This is a genomic window from Bradyrhizobium sp. 2TAF24, from assembly GCF_052115025.1.
Lineage (GTDB): Bacteria > Pseudomonadota > Alphaproteobacteria > Rhizobiales > Xanthobacteraceae > Bradyrhizobium_A.
The window spans coordinates 247,622-269,781 of sequence record NZ_JBFRFW010000007.1; the positions used below are offsets into that span (position 1 = coordinate 247,622).

Genomic DNA, 22,160 nt, shown 5'->3' on the forward strand with positions numbered 1-22,160 from the left:
TTCGCCGGGATCGTCCCGGTCGCATCGAGCTTCGCGTCCGCCGCGCCGGCACGCAAGCCCCTTGCGTCGGTTGGTCTTACTTCTTGCGGATGAAGCCGACGATGTCCTTGACCGTGTTCATGGTCTGGTCGGCGATGACGCGGGCGCGGTCGGCGCCGTCCGACAGGATGCTGTCGATGTAGCTGGTGTCGCCGGTCAGGCGCTTCATCTCGGCGCCGATCGGCCCGAGCTTCTCGACAGCGAGATCGACGAGGTTCGACTTGAAGCTGGAGAACTGGCCGCCGCCGAACTCCTGCAGGATGTCGGGCTTGGGACGGCCCGACAGCGCCGCATAGATGCCGACGAGGTTGTCGGCCTCGGGGCGGTGCTCCAGTCCCTTTTCCTCGGTCGGCAGCGGTTCCGGATCGGTCTTGGCCTTGCGCACCTTCTGGGCGATGGCGTCGGCGTCGTCGCTGAGATTGATGCGCGAGTAGTCCGACGGGTCCGACTTCGACATCTTCTTGGTGCCGTCGCGCAGGCTCATCACCCGCGTCGCGGGCCCGGTGATCAGCGGCTCCGGCTGCGGGAAGAACACGCCGTCGGCAAAACCCTGCTGGCGGATCTGGTCGCCGAAGTCGTTGTTGAACTTCTGAGCGATGTCGCGCGCCAGCTCGAGATGCTGCTTCTGGTCCTCGCCCACCGGCACATGGGTGGCGCGGTAGACCAGAATGTCCGCCGCCATCAGGTTGGGGTAGGCATAGAGACCGACCGAGGCGTTCTCGCGGTCCTTGCCGGCCTTCTCCTTGAACTGGGTCATGCGGTTGAGCCAGCCGAGGCGGGCGACGCAGTTGAACACCCAGGCGAGCTCGGCATGGCCGGACACCTGGCTCTGGTTGAAGATGATGTGCGCCTTGGGGTCGATGCCGGCGGCGATGAAGGCGGCGGCGACCTCGCGCGTCGCCTTGGTCAGCTCGGCCGGGTCCTGCCACACGGTGATGGCATGCATGTCCACCACGCAGTAGATGCACTCGTGGGTCTGCTGCAGCTTCACGAAATTGACGATGGCGCCGAGGTAGTTGCCGAGATGCAGGTTGCCGGTCGGCTGCACGCCGGAGAACACCAGTTGTTTGGTCGTCATTGCTTCGTTCCTGGCCGTCGTTCGAAAGAGATCAAGGTGCTGGCCCCACGCCGAGTGCCCCCGCAACCGGCAGCGCTAGAGGCGTCCCTTGCCACGCGCGCCTCAGGCGCGCAAGTCGTCGATCGCCTGGCTCCAGCTGACGATGCCCAGCAACTCCAGCAGCAGGCCGTACAGCGCGAGCCCGACCGCGACGAGGCCGCCGAGAATGGTGAGCTGGGCCGTGAAATGGGCTTCCGCGGTGACCGGCGCCACGAACGCTTCGGCGAGCCACAGCACCGCGCCCATGATCACGGCAGCGCCGACGATCCGCGGCAGCCGCCGCCGTGCCGCGTCGTCGAGCGACAGCCCGAACGCGCCGGCGCCGCGCCACAGCAGGACGCCGGCACAGCACCAGACGCCGAGCGCGATGCTGACGGCGACACCGTTGGCGCCGAACCGCGGGCCGAGCAGCAGGCCGGCGATCACCGCGGCAGCGAGGCCGGCCAGCGTCGCCCACAGCGGAATCGCGGTGTTGTCGCGGGCGAAGAACGCCGGCGACAGGGTCTTCACCAGCACATGCGCCGGCAGCCCCAGCGCCAGCACCATCAGCGCCTGCGCGGTGGCGCGGGTATCCTCCGCGGTGAAGGCGCCGTGCTCGAACAGCACCCGCACGATCAACTCGGACAGCACGATCAGCCCCAGCGTTGCCGGCAGCACGAGGCCGACCGCGAACTCGACGCCGCGCGATTCCGTTTTCACCAGCGCCGGACGGTCGCCGTCATGCACGGCGCGGGTCAGCGACGGCACCAGCACCGTGCCCATGGCGACGCCGACCACGCCGAGCGGCAGCTCGATCAGGCGGTTGGCGAAATACAGCCACGACACCGCGGCGGGCGACGACGACGCCAGGATGGCGCCGGCGACCATCAGGAACTGGGGCCCTGCATTGGCGAACATGCCGGGCACCGCCTTGCGAAGGAAGCCGCGCATCCCGGCATCGAAGCTGACGCGCACCGGATGGGCGAGGCCTTCGCGACGGCGGCGGCGCTGGATCAGCACCAGCGTCTGCAACAGGCCGGCGAGGCCGACGGTGGCGGCCATCACGGTGGTGGCGAAGGTCGCGTCCTCGCGCTTCAGGATCAGCGTCACGGCGACGCCGATCAGCGTGATGTTGAACAGCAGCGGCGAGAACGCGCTGAGCAGGAAGCGATGCTCGGCGTTGAGCACGCCCATCATCACCGTCACCGGGCCGACGAAGGCGAAGTAGGGCAGCATCAGGCGGGCATCTGTCACGGCGCGGTCGAGCGTATCGGCGACGAAGCCCGGCGCCAGAAAGTTCATCACCAGCGGCATCAGCAGGCCGAGCAGCACGGCGATCGCGATCAGGATCACGCTCATCGTGCCCATCACGCGGCCGGCGAACGCCGCCGCCGCGACCGGCCCGCCGGCTTCGCGCGCGCGCAGATAGCCGGGCACGAGGGCTGCATTCAGCGCGCCCTCGGCGAGCAGGCGGCGGGTCACATTGATGAACTGGAAGGCGACCAGGAAGGCGTCGGCCACCGGCCCGGCGCCGAGCAGGGCCGCGATCAGCGAATCGCGCACGAAGCCGAGAAGACGCGAGGTCAGCGTTCCCGACGACACCGTGACGACGTGGCGAATCATGGCGGCAGTCTCTCAAATCCCCTGCGGCAGCGGCGCGGGGACTCTCTTCAGGCCCGGGCGCAGCGTTTCCAGCATTCGCCCGGCGCTCCGCCGGACGCAAGGGGGCGGGGCGCAAATGCCTGATTTTGGAGGAGCTTTTGCCGGACAGGGTTGCCGTCTGGTTGCAGCCGGATGCCGTCGCCGCCGCCTCCCGCCGGCCTTGCTGGCGGCCGCGAGGACGTGATAGGTCGGCGCCGTTTGCACGGACTTTCGTGCGCCACGACCAAGGCCGGCCCAGCCCCGGCGAACGGAGCGATGTCGATGACGACTGCGAAATACGATGTTCTCGGCATCGGCAATGCCATCTTCGATATTCTCGTGCGCACCGACGACGCCTTCCTGACCCGCCATGGCATGGCCAAGGGGTCGATGGCGCTGATCGACGAGGCCCAGGCCGCGGCGATCTACAGCGCCATGGGGCCGGCGACCGAAGTGTCCGGCGGCTCGGCGGCCAACACCATCACCGGCGTCGCCGCGTTCGGCGCGCGGGCGGCCTATGTCGGCAAGGTCAAGGACGATCAGATCGGCCGCATGTACAGCCACGACATCCGCGCCGCCAATGTCACCTTCACGACGCCGGTGGCGACCGACGGCCCGGCGACCGGCTGCTCCTACATCCTGGTCACGCCCGACGGCGAGCGCACCATGAACACCTATCTCGGCGCGGCGCAGAACCTGCGGCCCGCCGACATCGATCCCGAGCAGATCGCCGCGGCGTCCATCACCTATCTCGAAGGCTATCTGTGGGACCCGGCCGATGCCAAGAACGCCTTCGTCAAGGCGTCGAAGATCGCCCATGACGCCGGCCGCACCGTGGCGCTGACCTTGTCGGATGCGTTCTGCGTCCATCGCTACCGCGACGAGTTTCTCGACCTGATGCGCGGCGCGACGGTCGACCTCGTGTTCGCCAACGAGGCCGAGCTGCTGTCGCTCTACCAGTCGACCGATGTCGATGCCGCGCTGGCGCAACTGCGCAAGGACGCGGCGTTCGCGGTGGTGACGCGCAGCGAGAAGGGCTGCGTGGTGGTGACGAAGGACAAGATCACCGCGGTGCCCGCCTTCCCGATCGAGAAGGTGGTCGACACCACCGGCGCCGGCGATCTCTTTGCTGCCGGCTTCCTGTTCGGCCTCGTGCGCGGCGCGAGCCACGAGCAGGCCGGTCGTCTCGGCGCGCTCGCCGCGGCCGAGATCATCCAGCACATCGGTGCACGGCCGCAGGTGTCGCTGAAAGAACTGGCGCAGAAGCACGGCCTGCCGGTGTGACCGGCTGGCCTCGGGCTTAATCCCCTCGTCCTGAGGAGCCCGCGTCAGCGGGCGTCTCTAAGGATGAGATCGGCACATCGATGCGTATCGGCCTCATGGTTCGAGACGCGGCCAAAGGGCCGTTCCTCACCATGGGGGAAGACGTCACCATCAGGGGAGACGCGGATCGCCGTCGGACTGTCGACGTGTGCTATCAACCTTATGCAACGTCCCGGTGGCGCATGCAGTCTGACGCGCGGAGGCTGCGTCGGGGCTAAGCCACGTCCTGCCAACGAATTTTCAGCTTTTCGAGTGTGCCCTGCTGGCAGTGGGAACGCGTGAGCATCTCGTGATCCCGGCGACGCCTGATTGTGCGGCGGGTCTTGCGAAGTGACACGCAGCGCGGCCAAGATGACATGTTCGCACGAACCGCTGAGGTCTCGGTGGTGCCATGGCCGCGGTCCAGTCGACCGGAGAGAGGTTGCGATGACCGCATCCACGTCGTTGATCGCCGACCAGCTGTTCGACGCGAAGCATCTGGTTCTCGCGAGCGGCGATCGCGACGAGGTCGTCGATGGCTGCAGCAGGGCGCTACGCCCGCATGACATGTTCATCCGCGAGCGGCGTGGCAAGCTCGCCACGCGTCTGCATCATCTGCCGATCGGCCCGTTGTCGCTCAGCCGGCTGCGGTATGGCAGCGACGTCACGGTGGTGCCGAGCATGCCGCAGGAGGGCAACTTCCTGGTCACGCTGCCGCTGCAGGGCAGCGCGCGCTTTCGTTATGGCGCCGTGAGCGCCGACCTGAAAGCGGGCCGAGGCACGATCGTCGGACCGTATCAGGAATTCCAGCTCGATATCGACGGCAGCTTCGACCAGATTCTCCTGCGGCTCGACCGTCGGCGCGTCGAGGTCGCCTGCGCCAGCCTGCTGGGCGCGGACAAGGCCGCGCCGGTGCATTTCGATCTGCAGCTCTGCGACATCCCGGCATTCTGGCACAAGCTTCTCGAAGCCGCGGCCAGCCTGTCGATGTTCGGCGGGGCGCTGGCGCATCCGAAGATGTTCGGCGCGCTCGAGGAACTGATCATCGAGGCGCTGCTCGTCGCGCAGCCGAACAATTTCAGCGCGGCGATCGCTGCGGCCGCGAAGCCTGCGCCCTCGCCGCATGTGCGCAGGGCGATGGACTACATGCGGGCCCATATCGGCGAATCGATTCGCCTCGGCGACGTCGCGCGGCATTGCGGCTTGAGCCTGCGCAGCCTCCAGGCCGGATTTCAGCGCGACCTCGGCCTCTCGCCCGGGCGGTGGCTGCGCGCAGAGCGCCTCGATCGTGTTCACGCCGTGCTGGCGTCGGCGGCGCCCGGCAGCGTCGCGGTCACCGACGTCGCGCTGCAGTGGGGCTTCTTCCACCTCGGCGAGTTCGCCGCGCAGTTCAAGGACAGGTTCGGCGAAAAGCCGTCCACTGTCCTGGCCAAACGGCGATCGTGACGCCGGCAGGCTCTCGCAAAATTGCACGATTCCGATAGCGGGCTGCGCGCGTCCGCTAGCGCCGCCGCGCCGCCCTTCCGACTATCCGTCCCATGAACCCGGCCATCGCCACGTCGCGATCAGAGCAGGGTGGGGGAACGGAGGGGAATATGCTGTCGAAGGGGATTTTCACGGCGACGCTGGCCGTTGCGTTCGGCGTGGTCGCCGGGCCGGCCGTCGCGTTCGAGGCGGGCTATATCGGATCGTCGCAGAAGCCGGGCCTCGTGCTCGGTACTGCCGCGGCGACGCCGCCGGCTGGCCTTTACATGTTTGACCAGACGCTGACCTATTCGGGCTCGCTCGTCGGTCCGGGGGCGCCCGGTGCCGCGGGAGGGGACAAAGCCTCCGTTCATATCGCTGCTGCGGCCGCGGGGCTGCTGTGGGTGCCCGGCTGGACGGTGCTGGGCGCGACATACGACGCGGTGATCGTGCAGCCGTTCATGATGGTCGATGTCGGCGCGCCGGTGAGCGTCAATCCGGCAGGCATGCATAACACGTTTCTCGCGCCGATCGAACTGAGCTGGAAGCTCGGTGACAGCGGCTTCTTCGTCAAGGCGGGTTTCGGCATGTGGATGCCGACAGGTGCGACCTCCGGCGCCAACGGGCTCGGCAACATCGGCGCGCCGTGGTGGACCTTCCAGCCCAACCTCGTGGTTTCGTACTTCAAGGACGGCTGGAATCTCACGGCCAACATCTTTGAAGAGATCAATACGGCGAGCTCGGTGACAGGATACACCAGCGGCAATGTGCTGCACGCCGAATTCACTGCGACCAGGACGATCGGCAGCTGGACGTTCGGCCCGGTCGCCTACTACGTCGGGCAGGTGACCGGCGACAAGTCGAGTGCGTTTTATGGCGGCGCGATCAACGTCGATCGCTATGACATCTGGGCCGCCGGCGCGCTGGTCGGCTACAATTTCGGTCCCGCCTCGCTCAACGTCTGGGCCACGCAGGACGTCTCGGCCCGTGCGTCCGGCGGAACGCCGCGGTTCGGCGCCGACAGCGCGGCCGTCGCCAGAGGCTTCACGCTGTTCGCCAGCCTGAGCTACCGGCTGTGGGCGCCCGACGATCAGGGTGCGACCCCCACGCGTCCGTTGTTTCGCAAATAGCTGCGCCGATCTCCGGCGCTCACCGATGGTCGCGCGCGGCCACGATACCCCGCAGGCCTTGTCGCGCCTGCGGCCCGAAAATCCGCGAACAACAAGAGGAGATGTTGATGTCCTATGCGGTTGAGGATTGGGGGGCCGGCAGCGACCGGATCGTCCTGGTTCATGGCAGCCTGGCGGTGGGAGCCGCCGCATTCGCCGAACAGAAGGCGCTCGCCGACACTTTCGCGCTGTCCGTCATGACGCGCCGGGGCTATGGCGGCACGCCGCGGATCGATGCGGTCGACGTGCAGCGCGATGCAGAGGATGTCATCGCGCTGCTGGGCAACGGCGCGCATCTCGTCGGCACGTCCATGGGTGGCATCGTCGCCATGAATGCCGCCGGCCGCCGGCCCGATCTCGTCCGTTCGCTGACGGTGATCGAGCCGCCGGCATTTGCGCTCGCCTGCGACGTGCCGGCGGTGCGCCGCGTCTCGAATGCGCTGAACGCGCATTGGAAGCTCGCCGATCCCAAAGAGCTGCACGCTTTCGTGACCGGCTTCGTCGCTGCGCTCGAAATGGACATGCCGCTGCCCGATCCGCTTCCCGCGCCGGTCGCGGCCGCGGCGGTCAATCTCGTCACCGAGCGGCCCTGGCGTGTCGACGTGCCGATCGGCGCCGTGGCCGACGCATCGTTTCGCAAGCTCGTCGTGACCGGCGGCTGGAGCGAGGCCTTCGACGGCATCAGCCGGCGGCTTGCGGACCTGCTGGGCGTCGAGTGCCACTGCCTGCGTGGCGCCGGGCACGCCGTCCAGAAGGTCGGCGCGCCCTTCAACACGCTGCTGCGAAGCCACATCGCAGCGGCCTGACTTCATCCGTTCGAACCGAGGAGACCATCGATGACCATCACCACCGACGACAAGATCGCGATCCATGAACTCGCCGCGCGCACCTATATCGGGCTCGACAGCGAGGATGCAGCCGGCTTCGCCGCGGGTTTCGCCGATGACGGCGTGTTCGTTGCGCCCTATGGCGAGTTCGTGGGACCCGCCGCCGTGGAGGAGTTCATCACCCGCCACATCGCGGCCGGCAAGGAGGATGGCGTACGCCACTTCCTCACCAATCAACTCGTCGAGCCTCATGAGGAGGGCGCGCGCTATCGCTTCTATATCCTCAAGGAGAACATCGCGACGGGCCCGGTGGCGATCGCGACGGCCGGCGGCGACTGCATCGTGCGCCGGACGGCGGACGGCTGGCGCTTCAAGCGTTTCCAGCTGACCATTGATCCGGCGATGTTCGGCGAGGCCAAGCCGGTTGTGGCGCCGCCGGTCCGGAAGTAGCGCGGGGGATAATCTTCGGTGCGCTCGGCTTGTCTCCTCATTCTGAGTGTCCGACCGAAAAAGATGTCAGACTATGAGGAAATCAAGACGTTTGCGTTTCCCTCTGTCGCGGCCGGGCTTGTCCCGGCCACCTCGTTTAGGGACGCAGTGCCTTCCTTATCGGGGTCGCCGGGACGAGCCCGGCGACGACAAACACTAAGGTCGATGGGCGACGTTTTTCAGCCAGGCGCTGAGGAGCCCGTGACAGCGGGACGTCTCGAGGATTAGGCCCGCAAGCCGAGGCGCCTGGGCCTCATGGTTCGAGACGCGGCCATAGGGCCGCTCCTCACCATGAGGGGAGAGGCAGCTCTGCGGAACGCGCTTAGCCGCGCGCTCGCTTCCGCCGAGGCTGGCGTAGGCGCCGCGCCCCGTCGCGGCGGAGATCATTCGGCTGGGCTGGTTCGACGAAACCGTGCCAATGTCGTAGCATCCGTCATGCACGGTTGACCCACCGTGCTGACTGGAGGGCGCATGGCCGATCGCATTCTCGTCATTTACGGCTCCTATCGCGCCGATCGCATGGGCATTCGCCTCGCCGACTACATCGTTGCCGGCCTCAACGGGCGCGGTGCGGATGCCGAGCTCGTCGATGCCAAGGCGATCGGGCTGCCGCTGCTCGATCGGATGTACAAGGAATACGCGCCGGGCTCGGCCCCGCCCGCGATGGAGGCGCTCGCGGACAAGATCCGCACCGCCGATGCCTTCGTGTTCGTGACCGGCGAATACAACTGGGGCATGCAGCCCGGGCTCAAGAACCTGACCGATCATTTCCTCGAGGAATGGTTCTGGCGCCCCGCCGCCATCGCCAGCTATTCGGCTGGCCGCTTCTCCGGCGCGCGGGCCGGCATGATGTGGCACGGCACGCTGTCCGAGATGGGCATGGTCGTGATTTCGAGCACGCTGGCGATCGGGCCGATCGCGGAAACGCTCACGGCCGACGGCAAGCCGAGCGGTCCGGCCGGCGCTTTTCTTGATCGCGCATTCCCGCGCTTCGCCGACGATCTCGCGTGGTGGACGGAAGCCGCCCGGGCCCAGCGCGCGCGCAAGGCGCCGCCTTACTGATCGCCCCTGAGGACCAGCCCCGTCGCAGCCTCCAACTCCGCGAGCGCCTGCGCCGCATTCACCACCTTGATCGTGGTCATGCCCATCTCGCGCGCCGGCTTCAGGTTGACGCCGAGATCGTCGAGATAGACGCACCGCGCCGGGTCGACGTCCAGCGCCTCGACCATCATGCGGTAGATGCGCGGGTCGGGCTTGCGCAGGCCGATCTTGGCCGACTCGATGACATGGTCGAACAGCACCATCACTTCGGCGACATAGAGCGAGCGGCCGCTCCGGCTGCCGATGYTGTTGGCCGGCAGGTTGTTGGTGATGCATCCGGTCTTGGAGTGGGCCTTCACCCGCCGCAGCGCCTCGATCATCTCCGGGCGCAGGTCGCCCGACAGCAGCGGCAGCACGTCGGCGCCGCGGACCTCGGCGCCGAGCGCGCGCGATTCCGCCGCGAACAGCTCATCGAAGGTGGCGAGATCGATTTCGGCCCGCTCGAACTTCGCCCAGGCGTTGTCCAGGTGATTGGCCGCATTGGTGCGCCGGATGATGTCGACGGGCAGGCCGCGTTCCGCCTCGAACCGCGCAAACGCCTCGAACGGCGAGGTGGTGATCACCCCACCAAAATCCCAGATCACCGCCTCGATCATTCGTTCCCGCCGCCGTGCCGTTGAATGAACAGCGAGATTAGCCGGCGGTGCTCTGGGATGTCCATTGTTGTGCATGCGAGCGAGCATGACGCAGCTCTCGGCGGCCGCGCCGCTCCTTCCCATCGCGGGGGGAAACAGCGCGTGCCGGGCGTCTGGCTCACGCCGCGCGTTGACCGCTGCCGAGGCCATCGTAAACGCCGCGCTCGAAGCCCGCGAAAGTCTGCAGGCATTTGGCATCGGCGAATGGCAGCAGCTGCATCAGGATGACGCCGGCGACATCGCGCACCGGATCGATCCAGTAGTAGGTGTTGGCAAGGCCCGCCCAGGCGAGGCTGCCGGCGCTGCGGCCTTCGGGCGTGGTCGCGGTGTTGATCAGGAAGCTCAGGCCCCACTTCTTCGGCATGCCGGGATAGAGGTCGACGTCGTTGCTGAGCGGCGGCGCCGCCGTGGTCATCTTCGTCACCTCGAGGTCGCCGATGCTGTTCTGGCTCATCAACGCCACCGTCTCGGGCTTGAGCACCTGGTGGCCGTTGGCGCGGCCCTTGTTGAGAATCATGCGGGTGAAGGCGAGGTAGTCGCGCGCCGTGCCGTAGAGGCCGCCGCCGCCCATGTGGAATTCCGGCTCCTGCTCCAGCTCGAACGGGATCGGCACCAGGCCGTCCGGCGTGCGCGCGTGCATGCCGACGAGGCGCTCGCGCATCGCCGCGCTGATCCTGAACGCGGTATCGGTCATGCCGAGTGGCGCGAACATGTGGTCACGCAGGTAGGCGTCGAGCTTCTGGCCGCTCGCCGCCTCCACCGCCTTGCCGACGAAATCGATGTTGGTGCCATATTCCCAGCGCGTGCCGGGGTCGGCCATGATCGGCGTCTTCAGTGCGGCGTTCTTGCAGGTGGTGACGCCCGGCGTGCCGGTCTTTTCCTGATAGATGCCCATCTGCCCGTTCCAGATCTCGTAGCAGAAGCCGGCGGTATGGGTCATGAGCTGGCGCAGGGTCATCGTGCCCTTCGCCGGCCGCAACTGCGGCGTGCCGTCGGCGGCAAAGCCTTCCAGCACCTGCGGCTGCGCGAGATCGGGCAGCACCTTGCCGATCGGGCCATCGAGCGACAGCTTGCCCTGTTCGACGAGTTGCATCGCCGCGGCGGAGGTCACCGCCTTGGTCATCGATGCGATCCAGAATACGCTGTCGGTGGTCATCGGCTGTGGCTTCGACAGGTCGCGCTTGCCGAACGCGCCTTCGTAGATCACGTCGCTTCCGGTTGCGGCGGTGGCGACGACGCCGGGGATGTCGCCGCTGTCGACGGCGCGCCGCAGGACCTGGTCGATGTCCGGGGATTGGCTCATGGGGTGTGTCCTCCATCGTTGTTTGTTGTTGAGGCCGATGATCTTGGGCCCGTGCCTTGCGGACGGCAAGGCCGCCGCGTCGTTGCGCCGCGCTGTCGCAGGGCCGTCACGAATGTTGTCAGTCCCTGAGGCAGTCGCGCCGGAGAAGGCCGGCCAACGGTCGTCTGCCGAGCGAGATTGTGCCGCCGACGCAGCGGGATAGCGCGAATGCGGCGCCGCCGGACTGCGCACCGTGTGCGCCGGCCTTCCGCCTCACCGGAAAGTGCCGTGGGTATGATTGACATCGGGCCGCGGCCGGCGCGAACCTCCCCCGCCGCCTGACCCCGACCGTCGGGGCGCTGGCCATGAGTTCCAGGAGATCCTGATGACACCCGCTTCTTCCGCTGCCGTCGCGTCCACCGCCGCCTCGCTCCACGATCGTCTCAAGGATCCGACGCTGCTGCGCGACCGCTGCCTGATCGACGGCGCCTGGGTCGGCGCGCCGTCCGTCAAGGTCGACAATCCCGCCACCGGCACCACCATTGTCAGCGTGCCGCGGCTCGGCGCAAAGGAGGCGACTGAGGCGGTGGAAGCCGCCGAGCGCGCGTTCAAGGCCTGGTCGAAGACAACGGCCAAGGAGCGCGCGGTACTGCTGCGCAAGTGGTTCGAGCTGATCGCCGCCAACCGTGAGGACCTCGCGCTGATTCTGACCTCCGAGCAGGGCAAGCCGCTCACCGAGGCGCGCGGCGAGATCGACATCGGCGGAGCCTATGTCGAGTTCTACGCCGAGGAGGCGCGGCGGATCTATGGCGAGACCATTCCCTCGCCGCGCGGCGACGCGCGCCTGCTGGCGATTCGTCAGCCGATCGGCGTCGCCGGCGCCATCACGCCATGGAATTTTCCCTGCTCGATGATTACCCGCAAGGTGTCGCCGGCGCTCGCCGCGGGCTGCACCGTGGTGCTCAAGCCCGCGACCGAGACGCCGCTCACCGCGCTTGCGCTCGCGGCGCTGGCGGAGAAGGCCGGTTTCCCCAAGGGCGTGTTCAACGTGCTCACCGGCGATTCCGCCGCCATCGGCAAGGTGCTGTGCGAGCATCCGGCGGTGCGCGTGGTCGGCTTCACCGGCTCGACCGAGGTCGGCAAGATCCTCTACCGCCAGGCGGCGGTGGGGGTGAAGAAGCTCGGGCTCGAGCTCGGCGGCAATGCGCCGTTCATCGTGTTCGACGATGCCGATCTCGATGCCGCGGTCGAGGGCGCTATCGTCTCCAAGTTCCGCAACATGGGCCAGACCTGCGTCTGCGCCAACCGTCTCTACGCCCAGGACAAGATCTACGACGTGTTCGTCGAAAAACTCTCGGCGAAGGTCGCGGCGATGAAGCTCGGCGACGGCACGCAGGACGGCGTGGTGCAGGGCCCGCTGATCAACGCCGCAGCGGTGAAGAAGGTCGAGGAGCACATCGCCGACGCGGTGTCGCATGGCGCCAAGGTGATCACCGGTGGCAAGCGCTCCTCGCTCGGCGGCACCTTCTTCGAGCCGACGGTGCTCGCCAACGTGCCCGTCGATGCGCTGGTGACACGCGAGGAGACCTTCGGTCCGCTGGCGCCGGTCTATCGCTTCACGGACGAGAAGCAGGTGGTCGACATGGCCAACGCCTCGCCGTTCGGCCTCGCCTCCTACTTCTACTCCCGCGATCTCGGCCGCGTCTGGCGCGTTGCCGAGGCGCTGGAATCCGGCATGGTCGGCGTCAACACCGGCCTCATCACCACGGAAGTGGCGCCGTTCGGCGGCGTCAAGGAATCCGGCCTCGGGCGCGAAGGCTCGCACCACGGTATCGAGGAGTATGTCGAGATCAAGTACATCATGATGGCGGGCATCTGAGCCGTCACCACGGCGTCACGACAAAAGCCGCGCAGTGATGCGCGGCTTTTTGTTGTCTGATGGATTGGGCGGTGTCGCGTCCGTTGACACCAACCCTCATGGTGAGGAGCGGTCCGCAGGACCGCGTCTCGAACCATGAGGCCCGAGACATGCAGCCCGGCGCCTGGGCCTCATCCTTCGAGACGCCCGCTGCGCGGGCTCCTCAGGATGAGGAGGAAGGCGCAAGGCTCGCGATCGTGTCATGCGTGATCGGGTGCGCCCGGAATATAGCTGATGTTGATATGGCGGCAGCGGATCATGCCGCTCAAGCCGGCGCAGGGCACCATCTCGATTTCATACACTTCCGCAGGGGGCGGCAGCGGTGTCAGTCCCGGTCGAGGCGGGTGCTCTGCAACACGTCTGAGATGAAGTCCGGAAATGACATTCTGGTGGCTAAAACCGTCCAGCTTCAGGTCGATGACATCGACCATGCGAAACGTCACGACGGCCTGTTGAATAGAGTTGCGCGCGTCCGCATGGTCGGACCTTACGATCCAGCCGTGAACGACGAGCCGGCTTTCGCCTCGCCGACGTAGATCGAGCGCAACGACCTCTCCGTCCCCAAAAGCAGGAATCTGTCCGAACCATGCCAGTAGTTCGGGGCCGCCATGTACACCCTCGTACACGGCCGCGGCATTGTGGGATGGGGTCATGCGTTCATCGCGACCGGCCGCCCTCACTCCGGCAACGGAATGAATTCGTGCTCCTGCGGCACGTGCGGGAAGCGGCCCATTTTCCAGTCCTGTTTGGCCTGCTCGATGCGCTCCTTGCTGGAGGAGACGAAGTTCCACCAGATATGCCGCGGGCCTTCCAGTGCGGTGCCGCCGAGGAACATCATCCGTGTCGGCTTCAGCGCGCGCACGGTGATGCGGTCGCCGGGGCGGAACACCAGAAGGCGCGGGCCCTCGAACCTCTCGGAGGCGATCTGCACCTCGCCGTCGACCAGATAGATCGCGCGCTCCTCATGATCGGCGTCGAGCGGCGCCGCGGTGCCGGCATCGAGCGTCACCTCGACATAGAACCACGGCGACACCATTTCCACCGGCGATGTCGCGCCGAACGCCGAGCCGGCAATGACGCGGGCGCTGAGCCCGGTGTCCTGCACCACCGGCAGCCGCGTGGCGTCGAAATGCTGGAAGGTCGGGTCGATCTCCTCGCGCCCCGCCGGCAGGGCGATCCAGCTCTGCAGGCCCAGCATCTTCTGGCCGACCGCGCGCTGCACGTCCGGCGTGCGCTCGGAGTGGGCGATGCCGCGGCCGGCGGTCATCAGGTTCATGGCGCCGGGCATGATCTCCTGGATGTTGCCCTCGCTGTCGCGGTGCATGATATGGCCGTCGAACAGGTAGGTGACGGTGGCGAGGCCAATATGGGGATGCGGCCGCACGTCCATGCCCTTGCCGGCGAGGAACTGGACCGGCCCGAAATGGTCGAAGAAGATGAAGGGGCCGACCATCTGCCGCTTGCCGTGCGGCAGCGCGCGGCGCACCGCAAAGCCGTCGCCGAGGTCGCGCACCCGCGGCACCACCACGAGATCCAGCGCGTCGCAGGACTGCGGGTCACCAAGGATCGGGTCGGCGGAGGGCTGCCAGCTCATGATCGTCTCCTGCTTCAGAACGGATGGCCCGAACGATAGGCCACGCAGGCGCGGAATTCTACTGCAGAGCCAAGGCCTCTTTTGTGACCGCGGAGTGGCACGCCGGCGCCAGCGCGAGCACCCGGTAGGCGGTGGCGATCAGGCTCGCCTCGAGGTCGGTGCGCCGCAACACCTCGCGCGGCATGCGCGCGACCGAGATCAGGAGCCCGATCGCGGCATAGACCGCGAGGGTGATGTCCGCCTCCGTGCGCGCGGGGGCCAGCGCGCGCATGGCTGCGACCCAGCGTCGCGCATGAGTGCGCTGGCGCAGGCGGAAATGCCGGCGCAGATCGTCGGGCAGCGCCCGCTCGATCTCGAACACGCAGGCGAGCTGCGGATACCGCAATGACAGTTGCGCCTGCGCTCGTACCAGGGTGGCGAGCTCGTGTTCGGGAACCTGCGCCGGCGGTCCCGCCAGTTCGGCGAGGCGGTCGAGGGTCAGGTCGCACACCCCCCTGAAGATATCGACCTTGTTGGCGAAGTGCCGGTAGAGCCCCGGTCCGCTGATCCCGGCGGCCTCGCCGATGTCGTCGATCGACACCGCGTGGAAGCCGCGCTCGGAAAACAGCCGGGACGCCACATGCAAAATTTGTTCGTTGCGGCGCATCGCGGCTCCGTGTTGACGATTGACTCGATGTTAACGAGCGTTAACATCCGCCGCAATCAAAAGTGGCCGGATTCACGGCCGATCACACCACCGGGAGGGACGATCATGTTGATGACGGAGATGATCCGCCGGGGCGCGCTCTGTCACGGGCCGCGCCCGGCCGTGCTGTTCGGCGACCAGCAACTGACCTTCACCGAGGTCGACAAGCTGTCCAACCAGTTCGCCCATGCGCTGATCGCGGGCGAGGGCCTCGCCGTCGGCGGCCGCATCGGCCTGCTGCTCAACAATTCGCTCTACAGCATGCCGATAGACTTCGCCTGCGCCAAGGCGCGGCTGGTGCGCGTGCCGCTCAACTCGCGGCTGTCGGCGAACGAGCAGAAGCAGATGCTGGAGGGTGCAGGGGTCACCGTGCTGCTGCACGGTCCTGACCTTGCCGAGCGCGCGCGCGAGCTGCAGCAACTGGTCGGCGGCCTGAAGATCCGCGGCCTCGGCGGCGCGCAGGGCGACGACCTGCTGCAGCTCGCCCGGACGCAGCCAGACACATTGCCCGACCGGCGGCCCGAGCCCGACGACGTCGTGCTCGCGATCTACACCTCGGGCACCACCGGCAAGCTGAAGGCCGTGCTGCACACCCAGGCGAGCTGGGCGGCGATCAGCGAGAACGTGCTCAAAAACATGGAGATCAAGGCCGGCGACATCATGCTGCATGCCGCCTCGCTGATCCATGCCAGCGGCTGCTTCGTGCTGCCCTACTGGACGCGCGGCGGCACCGCCGCGGTGCTTTCGGGCTTTGCTCCGTCGGCCTATATCGATGCCGTCGAGCGCTGGAAGCCGACGGCGCTCAATCTCGTGCCCACCATGATCGGCATGCTGCTCGATCATCCCGGCATCGAGACCGTCGACATGGGCTCGGTGTCGACCATGCTCTATGGTGCCTCGCCGATGCCGCGGCCGACCATGCTGCGGGCGCTGAAGCTGTGGGGCCCGCGCTTCATCCAGTATTACGGCCAGACCGAGGCGCCGCTGTTCATCACCGTGCTCGACAAATCAGATCATGTCGGGCCGCACGCCGAAACGCGGCTTGCCGCCTGCGGCCGTCCCAGCATCGACTGTGAGATCCGCCTCATCGATGAGGACGGTCACGACGTTGCGCCGGGCGAGAGCGGCGAGATCGTGCTGCGCGCGCCGTTCGCCATGGCCGGCTACTACAATGCGCCCGAGCTCAACGCGCAGACCATCCTGCCCGGCCACTGGATCCGCACCCGCGACGTCGGCCGGTTCGACGACGATGGCTATCTCTATCTGGTCGACCGCACCTCGGACATGATCGTCACCGGCGGCTACAACGTCTATCCGCGCGAGGTCGAGGATGCGCTGGCGGCGCATCCGGCGGTGCGCGAGGTGGTGGTGGTCGGCCTGCCCGACGACAAGTGGGGCGAGGCGGTCGCCGCGTTCGTCGCGCTGCGTCAGGACGTTGCTGCCGAAGAGGCCGAGCTGATCGCCTTCGCCCGCGAACGGCTCGCCGGCTACAAGGTGCCGAAATCGGTGCGCTTCATCCCCGAGGTGCCGAAGAGCCCGGTCGGCAAGCTGCTGCGCCGCGCGGTGCGCGACCCGTTCTGGGCCGGCCGCGAGCGCAAGATCTGATAGGGGAGGCAGGCATGAGCAAGGTCGTCGTCGAGAAGCACGATCGCGTCACCACGGTGATCATCAACCGGCCGGAGTGCCGCAACGCGGTCGATCATGAGACTGCGCTGCTGCTGCGCGCGGCGTTCGCCGCGTTCGACAGGGATGACAGCAGCGATGTTGCCGTGCTGACTGGCGCCGGCGGCGCGTTCTGCGCCGGCTACGATCTCAAGACCGTCGCCAGCGCGCCGCTGCATGACCCGGCGGGCGAGGGGCCGATGGGGCCGTCGCGCATGCTGCTGTCGAAGCCGGTGATCGCGGCCGTCGAAGGCCATGCGGTGGCCGGCGGGCTCGAGCTGGCGCTGTGGTGCGACTTGCGCGTGGCCTCGACCACGGCGGTGTTCGGCGTGTTCTGCCGCCGCTGGGGCGTGCCGCTGATCGACGGCGGCACGGTGCGGCTGCCGCGGCTGATCGGCCACAGCCGCGCGCTGGACATGATCCTGACCGGCCGCCCGGTCGCCGCCGAGGAGGCGCAATCGTTCGGCCTCGCCAACCGCGTCGTCCCGCAGGGCACGGCGCGCGCCGCTGCCGAGCAACTGGCGGTGGAGCTGTCGCGCTTTCCGCAGGTGTGCATGCGTGCCGACCGGATGTCGAGCTTCACCCAGTGGAGCGACGACATCGCCACCGCGCTGCGCCACGAGGGCGAGGGCGGCGACGTGCCGCTGAAGGCGGAAGCCGCCAAGGGCGCGGCACGGTTTTCGTCGGGCCTCGGCCGCGGCGGCGATTTCAAGGCGATCTGAGGCGAGGCTGCGAGCGCGTCAGCCGCGGCCGAGGTGCGTCGCTTCGCTGGCCCTGCCGAAGCGCTCCAGCGACAGGATGGCATCGGCGAGGCGGGAGGCGCCGTCGTTCAGCACCGGCCGCGCGAGCTGCATGAACTTCTGCCGCATCGCTTCGGCGTCGGGGAACGAGGACGGCTCGCCCGACGGATCCGCCATCAGCCGCTCATGGGTGGTGTCGCCGCTGACCACGCTGACGCGGGCGCCGAACGGATGGCTGCGGCCCTCGAGCCGCGCGTCCTGCACCACCTCGATGCGATCGGCGAGCTTGTCGATCGCAGCATCGCCGAGCCGGCCGTAGTCGTCCCAGCCGAAGCTGCCTTGATCCAGCGCCAGCGCGCCGGTGAAGAACATCGAGAACTGGCCGCCGACAATGCTGCGCGGATGGCGCTTGGTGGCGGCGTCGCCGGTCAGCGTGATGCCGTTGCGGTGCAGGCCGATCTCGACCTTTGCGATCGTGTCGGGCGTCAGGTTGTGCTCGCGGCGCATGGCGATCAGCGCATCGATCGCCGCGTGGGTGTAACGGCAGCTCGGATACGGCTTCACGCCGATCTTCATGGTCTCATAGACGGTGCCGAGGGCCGCGGTCGCCTTCGCGGCATCCGCGTGGTCGGTGTAGCCGACCAGCAGGCCGTGCTTGCCCTCGACCGATTCGCTCGCGCCGATGAAGCTCTGCTTTGCCAGCGTCGCCGCGATCACGCCGTTCATGGCGGCGGCGCCGACCTGGTAGCGCTTGTTCCAGGCGCCGTTGACCAGGAACTGGAGCGAGCCGGCGGCCTGGCTGCCGGACACGCCGAAGGCGGCGATCAATTGCTGTTCGCTGAGGCCGAGCAGCTTGCCGGCAGCGGCGGCGGCGCCATAGGTGCCGGCGGTCGCGGTCGGATGGAAGCCGCGGGCATAGTGCGCGGTCGGGTCGAGGGCGTTGCCGAGCCGGCAGCACACCTCATAGCCGGCGACGATCGCGGTCAGCACATCGCGGCCCGACGCACCGACCATTTCGCCGACCGCGAACGCCGCCGGCACCACCGGCGCGCTCGGATGCAGCGAGGAATCCGCATGGGTGTCGTCGAAGTCGAGGGAGTGCCCGAGCGCGCCGTTGAGCAGCGCCGCGACCGCCGGCGTGTAGCCGCGCGTGTCGCCGAACACGGTGGCCTCGCCGCGGCCGTCGAGCGACAGCGCCGCCAGCATGCCGAGCAGCGACGGCGTCGAATCCGCCTCGCGCCGCGCCCGCACCGCGCTGCCGAGCAGGTCGAGCGTCAGCGCCTTGGCGCGTGCTTTCACCTCGGCGGGGATGTCGTCGAAGGTCAACCCATTGACATAGGCGGCCAGCGTTGCGGTCTCGTTCGCCATCTCTTGATCGGTCCTTCGCGCGTTTCCCTTGTAATGGTGTCGAGGGTAGGCGCGCTGCTGCGGCGGTTCAAGCCGCAGGAGTCTGCATCTCGTCCGCAGTGCCATGCGCCCGGTGGTGGCCGTGTCGCCGCTTACACGTCCCACGCCGCCGGCAGGTTGACCGGTCCACGGAATACCCAGCCGCTCCAGCGCACCTCTTCGCCACTCAAGCGAAGATTTTTCAGGCGGCGGAATAGCGTCGGCAGCGCGATGTCGCCGACCATCACCCGCGATGCCCAGATGCCGAGACAGAAGTGCGGGCCGCCGCCGAACGCGAGATGCGGCTTCTTCGGCCGGCGGATGTCGAACCGGTCGGGATCGTCGAACACCGCCTCGTCGCGGTTGGCGGAAGCGAGCACGACGCCAAGCCGCGCGCCCTCCGGCAGCAGCGTGCCGCCGAGCTCGGTGGCGCGGGTCACCTGCCGCGGATACATGCCGATCGGCGCCACCCAGCGCACCGTCTCCTCGAACGCCGCGCGCCACAGCGTCGGGTCCGCCTCCACCAGCGCGCGCTGCTCGGGGTCGGCGAGCAGCGCATAGGTGCCGACCGCGATGGCGTCGCGCGGCTCGTTGAGGCCGCCGCCGATGAACACCTTGACGTTGCCGCGGATCTCGTCCCGCGTCAGCGGGTCGGCGGCATTCAGCATGCAGGAGATCACCGACTCGTCCGGATGGGCGCGCAGGTAGGGCGTGATGTCGTCGATCGCCGCGTCGACCGCGGTGGCGGCTTCATCCGCGCGCCGCCAGATCTCCGGATCGTCGCCATAGTTGCCGGTGCCGTCGATCAGCGCCTGCGACCAGGCGCGCAGATCCGCGGCGGGGGTGTTGTAGAGGCCGAGCAGGCGGCCGAGCGCGAGCGCGGCGCAGGGCGCGGCAAAGCGGTCGAACAGGTCGGCCTGTCCCTCGGCGACGAAGCCGTCGATCAGGCGGTCGACGATGCCGTGGAACTCGGGCGTCCAGCGGTTCTTGATCGCGGGCGGCCGCAGCGCCGGCTCGCAGGCCATGCGCTCGCGGCGGTGCGCGGCGCCGTCCTTGCGCAGCAGCGTCGGTCCCATCACGCGGATCATCAGCGACTGCGTTTCGGCGGCGCTGAAAATTTCCGGCTGGCGCTCCAACTGCACGATGTCGGCGTGTCGCGTCACCAGATAGCGGTTGGCCGCCGGCACCCACGCCACCGGCGCCTCGCGGCGCAGCCGCCGATAGATCGGATAGGGATCGGCCGTCAGCGCGGCGAGCGTGATCGCCTCGCCGCTGTCACGCGGTTCGCTCAGCATGGGCGTCCTCCGGCCCACGCCATCCTGCGGCACGGGCGTCTGTCGTTGTTGCCGGGAGTGTCCGGCCGTCCCCGGCATTTGTAAAACCTGAAATTCCGTCTAACATCTTCGGAATTTCCGAATTGGACGGGAGCCGGACGCCGATGTCGTTCCAGCCGCGGTTTTCGCTGCGCCAGCTGTCGTATTTCCTGGAGCTTGCCGAATCCGCGACGCTGTCGGAGGCCGCCGTGCGGCTGAACCTCTCGCAGGGCGCGTTGTCGGAATCGCTGCGCGAGCTCGAGGCCGATCTCGGCCTGCAGCTGTTCGTGCGCCGCCGCGCGCTCGGCATCACCCTGACGCGGCCGGGGCGCGAGCTGCTGGCCCATGCGCGCAATGTGCTGGTCGCGGCGGAAGACTTCCAGGCCCGCGCCCAGGGCAAGGGCGCGGTGCTGGCCGGCCGCTTCACGGTCGGCTGCTACACCACGCTGGCGCCGTTCCTGATGCCCAAGCTGATGGCCGACTGCCGCGCCGCGCATCCACAGGTCGAGATCGAGCTGATCGAGGGCTCGGCTGAGGACATCCAGCAGCGCCTGCACGACGGCCGCTGCGATGTCGCGGTGCTCTATGATTTCGATCTCGCGGCCGACACGCTGCGCGACGATCTCTACCGCGTCGTGCCGCACGTGCTGTTGCCGCGCGGCCATCGCCTCGCGGGTCAGGCGAAGGTCGAGCTGCGCCGGCTTGCCGGCGAGCGCCTGATCCAGTTCGCGCTGCCGCCCGCCGAGCACAACACCCAGCAGATCTTTGACAATGTCGGGATCGCACCCAAGGTATGGCTGCGCACCCGCAATTTCGAGCTGGTGCGCTCGCTGGTGGCGCGCGGGCTCGGCTATTCCGTGCTGCTGCAGCGGCCGCCGGTCGAGGTCTCCTATGACGGCCATTCGGTGATCGCCTGCGGCATCGCGCGACTGACCAGCGCATTCGCCGTGGTGCTGGCCCGCAGCCCCTTCATGGCGCCATCGCAGCGGCTGGAGCTGTTTCGCGCCTTCTGCATGGCTTCGCTGGCCGCGGCGGCGCCTCATGCCACAGGGTATGCGCGGCCGGCGCCGGCCGCGAGGCGCGCCCGCCGGCGCCGCGGCTCTACGTAGCAATGCGGACTTGAGCGATGTGGCGCTTTAGACGTTGCTCGGCGTCGGAATTGGCATCGGTGAGTCGGCGGACCCGGCGACCTGCGAGAGAGGTCATGCCATGCTGCGCGTCGCTGTCGCCGCCATCGGCCTTGTTGCCAGCGCGAGTGCCGTCGCGGCGCAAGGCATGTATCCGCTCAATCCCTCCGTCACCGTCAACCAGCAGCGCACGAACCCCTACACCGTCTCGCCGAACGCGCCGACGCAGACCTATCCGCCGGGCAACACCTTCGTCAGTCCGTTCGTCAGCCCGTTCACCACGGCGGGCGCGTCCTATCCGCCGCGCAGCGGCTACGCCGGCACCGGCGCGCGCTGACACGAGCAATCCGGTGTGTCGTGCCGCCGCCGACACGCCGCCGGCATCGGGTTTCTACGTATGCCGTGCAGATCACCACGCGCCGCGCGATGACGTGCGCGAATCACTGATTCGAACAGCATGACCGCGCGCCGCACTGTCGGCCCGCGGCGCGTTACGCGAATGTACGGATACACTGCAGCAGGCGGGTATGTCGCGACGCATCGATGCGTTGCGGTTTCAGCGCAGAATGCGTTTTCCGCTATCAAACAAGGGCTGAAATCGCAGCTCTAAAAATGCATTAACCATACGCGTGGTATTGCCCGCGCATGGTGCTGGAAAATTTACCAACACGTTGGTTGCGTTGCGTCGCG

At 67.9% G+C, this 22,160-nt stretch carries 20 protein-coding genes; 11 read left to right on the forward strand and 9 right to left on the reverse strand.

The window, feature by feature from the left end; genetic code table 11:
• Positions 1-76: 76 nt before the first annotated feature.
• Entirely contained in the window at positions 77-1,117 is a 1,041-nt protein-coding gene (trpS, locus tag AB4Z37_RS13725; RefSeq protein WP_441517277.1) for a tryptophan--tRNA ligase, read from the reverse strand.
• Between the two features lie 102 nt (positions 1,118-1,219).
• Positions 1,220-2,758, reverse strand: coding sequence for a murein biosynthesis integral membrane protein MurJ (gene murJ / locus AB4Z37_RS13730; protein ID WP_441517278.1), 1,539 nt, complete (start codon positions 2,756-2,758; stop codon positions 1,220-1,222).
• Positions 2,759-3,058: 300 nt separating this feature from the next.
• On the opposite strand from murJ, the gene AB4Z37_RS13735 reads away from it, so the two are divergent.
• From AB4Z37_RS13735 to AB4Z37_RS13760, 6 genes are all read left to right on the forward strand, one after another.
• Complete coding sequence (locus AB4Z37_RS13735) at positions 3,059-4,060, forward strand: adenosine kinase (protein WP_441517279.1); 1,002 nt, start codon at positions 3,059-3,061, stop codon at positions 4,058-4,060.
• A 465-nt stretch (positions 4,061-4,525) separates the two neighbouring features.
• Positions 4,526-5,524 (forward strand): AraC family transcriptional regulator, encoded by a 999-nt coding sequence (locus AB4Z37_RS13740; protein ID WP_441517280.1) that lies wholly within the window; start codon positions 4,526-4,528, stop codon positions 5,522-5,524.
• A 149-nt stretch (positions 5,525-5,673) separates the two neighbouring features.
• A complete protein-coding gene (locus AB4Z37_RS13745; protein ID WP_441517281.1) occupies positions 5,674-6,672 on the forward strand; it encodes a SphA family protein in 999 nt (332 codons plus the stop codon).
• A 107-nt stretch (positions 6,673-6,779) separates the two neighbouring features.
• Positions 6,780-7,517 carry an alpha/beta fold hydrolase gene (locus AB4Z37_RS13750; protein WP_441517282.1) on the forward strand — a complete coding sequence of 246 codons (738 nt, stop codon included), beginning with the start codon at positions 6,780-6,782 and terminating at the stop codon, positions 7,515-7,517.
• A gap of 30 nt (positions 7,518-7,547) precedes the next feature.
• Positions 7,548-7,988, forward strand: a complete 441-nt coding sequence (locus tag AB4Z37_RS13755) for a nuclear transport factor 2 family protein (RefSeq protein ID WP_441517283.1) — start codon at positions 7,548-7,550, stop codon at positions 7,986-7,988.
• A 510-nt stretch (positions 7,989-8,498) separates the two neighbouring features.
• Positions 8,499-9,089 carry an NADPH-dependent FMN reductase gene (locus tag AB4Z37_RS13760; RefSeq protein WP_441517284.1) on the forward strand — a complete coding sequence of 197 codons (591 nt, stop codon included), beginning with the start codon at positions 8,499-8,501 and terminating at the stop codon, positions 9,087-9,089.
• Here AB4Z37_RS13760 and AB4Z37_RS13765 read toward each other — a convergent pair.
• Positions 9,083-9,724: an HAD-IA family hydrolase gene (locus tag AB4Z37_RS13765; RefSeq protein ID WP_441517285.1), complete on the reverse strand. Its 642-nt coding sequence runs from the start codon at positions 9,722-9,724 to the stop codon at positions 9,083-9,085. The genes AB4Z37_RS13760 and AB4Z37_RS13765 overlap by 7 nt on opposite strands.
• Before the next feature lie 157 nt (positions 9,725-9,881).
• Positions 9,882-11,066, reverse strand: coding sequence for a serine hydrolase domain-containing protein (locus AB4Z37_RS13770; RefSeq protein WP_441517286.1), 1,185 nt, complete (start codon positions 11,064-11,066; stop codon positions 9,882-9,884).
• 364 nt (positions 11,067-11,430) lie between these two features.
• On the opposite strand from AB4Z37_RS13770, the gene AB4Z37_RS13775 reads away from it, so the two are divergent.
• Positions 11,431-12,924, forward strand: a complete 1,494-nt coding sequence (locus tag AB4Z37_RS13775) for an NAD-dependent succinate-semialdehyde dehydrogenase (protein ID WP_441517287.1) — start codon at positions 11,431-11,433, stop codon at positions 12,922-12,924.
• Between the two features lie 239 nt (positions 12,925-13,163).
• Here AB4Z37_RS13775 and AB4Z37_RS13780 read toward each other — a convergent pair whose 3' ends face one another.
• From AB4Z37_RS13780 to AB4Z37_RS13790, 3 genes are read right to left on the reverse strand one after another with little or no spacing between them, the layout of a single operon-like run.
• A complete protein-coding gene (locus AB4Z37_RS13780; protein WP_441517288.1) occupies positions 13,164-13,616 on the reverse strand; it encodes an Imm50 family immunity protein in 453 nt (150 codons plus the stop codon).
• 23 nt (positions 13,617-13,639) lie between these two features.
• Positions 13,640-14,557, reverse strand: a complete 918-nt coding sequence (locus AB4Z37_RS13785; RefSeq protein ID WP_441517289.1) for a pirin family protein — start codon at positions 14,555-14,557, stop codon at positions 13,640-13,642.
• A 58-nt stretch (positions 14,558-14,615) separates the two neighbouring features.
• The gene (locus tag AB4Z37_RS13790) at positions 14,616-15,203 is read right to left on the reverse strand and encodes a TetR/AcrR family transcriptional regulator (protein WP_441517290.1); all 588 of its coding nucleotides are present in this window, start codon (positions 15,201-15,203) and stop codon (positions 14,616-14,618) included.
• A gap of 105 nt (positions 15,204-15,308) precedes the next feature.
• Here AB4Z37_RS13790 and AB4Z37_RS13795 point away from each other — a divergent pair, with 105 nt between their 5' ends.
• Together AB4Z37_RS13795 and AB4Z37_RS13800 are read left to right on the forward strand one after the other, a co-directional pair.
• Complete coding sequence (locus AB4Z37_RS13795; protein ID WP_441517291.1) at positions 15,309-16,847, forward strand: class I adenylate-forming enzyme family protein; 1,539 nt, start codon at positions 15,309-15,311, stop codon at positions 16,845-16,847.
• Between the two features lie 14 nt (positions 16,848-16,861).
• Positions 16,862-17,626: a crotonase/enoyl-CoA hydratase family protein gene (locus AB4Z37_RS13800; protein WP_441517292.1), complete on the forward strand. Its 765-nt coding sequence runs from the start codon at positions 16,862-16,864 to the stop codon at positions 17,624-17,626.
• An 18-nt stretch (positions 17,627-17,644) separates the two neighbouring features.
• Here AB4Z37_RS13800 and AB4Z37_RS13805 read toward each other — a convergent pair whose 3' ends face one another.
• Both AB4Z37_RS13805 and AB4Z37_RS13810 read right to left on the reverse strand, forming a co-directional pair.
• Positions 17,645-19,012: an MmgE/PrpD family protein gene (locus tag AB4Z37_RS13805; RefSeq protein ID WP_441517293.1), complete on the reverse strand. Its 1,368-nt coding sequence runs from the start codon at positions 19,010-19,012 to the stop codon at positions 17,645-17,647.
• 131 nt (positions 19,013-19,143) lie between these two features.
• Positions 19,144-20,325, reverse strand: coding sequence for a cytochrome P450 (locus AB4Z37_RS13810; RefSeq protein WP_441517294.1), 1,182 nt, complete (start codon positions 20,323-20,325; stop codon positions 19,144-19,146).
• 143 nt (positions 20,326-20,468) lie between these two features.
• On the opposite strand from AB4Z37_RS13810, the gene AB4Z37_RS13815 reads away from it, so the two are divergent.
• Entirely contained in the window at positions 20,469-21,452 is a 984-nt protein-coding gene (locus AB4Z37_RS13815) for a LysR substrate-binding domain-containing protein (RefSeq protein WP_441517295.1), read from the forward strand.
• 100 nt (positions 21,453-21,552) lie between these two features.
• Positions 21,553-21,807, forward strand: a complete 255-nt coding sequence (locus tag AB4Z37_RS13820) for a hypothetical protein (RefSeq protein WP_441517296.1) — start codon at positions 21,553-21,555, stop codon at positions 21,805-21,807.
• Positions 21,808-22,160 lie beyond the last annotated feature (353 nt).

Coding starts and splice junctions, on each gene's coding strand:
- murJ (WP_441517278.1), bottom strand. CDS start 2,758: ATGATTCGCCACGTCGTCACGGTGTCGTCGGGAACGCTGACCTCGCGT.
- trpS (WP_441517277.1), bottom strand. CDS start 1,117: ATGACGACCAAACAACTGGTGTTCTCCGGCGTGCAGCCGACCGGCAAC.
- AB4Z37_RS13785 (WP_441517289.1), bottom strand. CDS start 14,557: ATGAGCTGGCAGCCCTCCGCCGACCCGATCCTTGGTGACCCGCAGTCC.
- AB4Z37_RS13815 (WP_441517295.1), top strand. CDS start 20,469: ATGTCGTTCCAGCCGCGGTTTTCGCTGCGCCAGCTGTCGTATTTCCTG.
- AB4Z37_RS13735 (WP_441517279.1), top strand. CDS start 3,059: ATGACGACTGCGAAATACGATGTTCTCGGCATCGGCAATGCCATCTTC.
- AB4Z37_RS13740 (WP_441517280.1), top strand. CDS start 4,526: ATGACCGCATCCACGTCGTTGATCGCCGACCAGCTGTTCGACGCGAAG.
- AB4Z37_RS13775 (WP_441517287.1), top strand. CDS start 11,431: ATGACACCCGCTTCTTCCGCTGCCGTCGCGTCCACCGCCGCCTCGCTC.
- AB4Z37_RS13755 (WP_441517283.1), top strand. CDS start 7,548: ATGACCATCACCACCGACGACAAGATCGCGATCCATGAACTCGCCGCG.
- AB4Z37_RS13780 (WP_441517288.1), bottom strand. CDS start 13,616: ATGACCCCATCCCACAATGCCGCGGCCGTGTACGAGGGTGTACATGGC.
- AB4Z37_RS13760 (WP_441517284.1), top strand. CDS start 8,499: ATGGCCGATCGCATTCTCGTCATTTACGGCTCCTATCGCGCCGATCGC.
- AB4Z37_RS13820 (WP_441517296.1), top strand. CDS start 21,553: ATGCTGCGCGTCGCTGTCGCCGCCATCGGCCTTGTTGCCAGCGCGAGT.
- AB4Z37_RS13750 (WP_441517282.1), top strand. CDS start 6,780: ATGTCCTATGCGGTTGAGGATTGGGGGGCCGGCAGCGACCGGATCGTC.
- AB4Z37_RS13790 (WP_441517290.1), bottom strand. CDS start 15,203: ATGCGCCGCAACGAACAAATTTTGCATGTGGCGTCCCGGCTGTTTTCC.
- AB4Z37_RS13805 (WP_441517293.1), bottom strand. CDS start 19,012: ATGGCGAACGAGACCGCAACGCTGGCCGCCTATGTCAATGGGTTGACC.
- AB4Z37_RS13770 (WP_441517286.1), bottom strand. CDS start 11,066: ATGAGCCAATCCCCGGACATCGACCAGGTCCTGCGGCGCGCCGTCGAC.
- AB4Z37_RS13810 (WP_441517294.1), bottom strand. CDS start 20,325: ATGCTGAGCGAACCGCGTGACAGCGGCGAGGCGATCACGCTCGCCGCG.
- AB4Z37_RS13800 (WP_441517292.1), top strand. CDS start 16,862: ATGAGCAAGGTCGTCGTCGAGAAGCACGATCGCGTCACCACGGTGATC.
- AB4Z37_RS13745 (WP_441517281.1), top strand. CDS start 5,674: ATGCTGTCGAAGGGGATTTTCACGGCGACGCTGGCCGTTGCGTTCGGC.
- AB4Z37_RS13795 (WP_441517291.1), top strand. CDS start 15,309: ATGTTGATGACGGAGATGATCCGCCGGGGCGCGCTCTGTCACGGGCCG.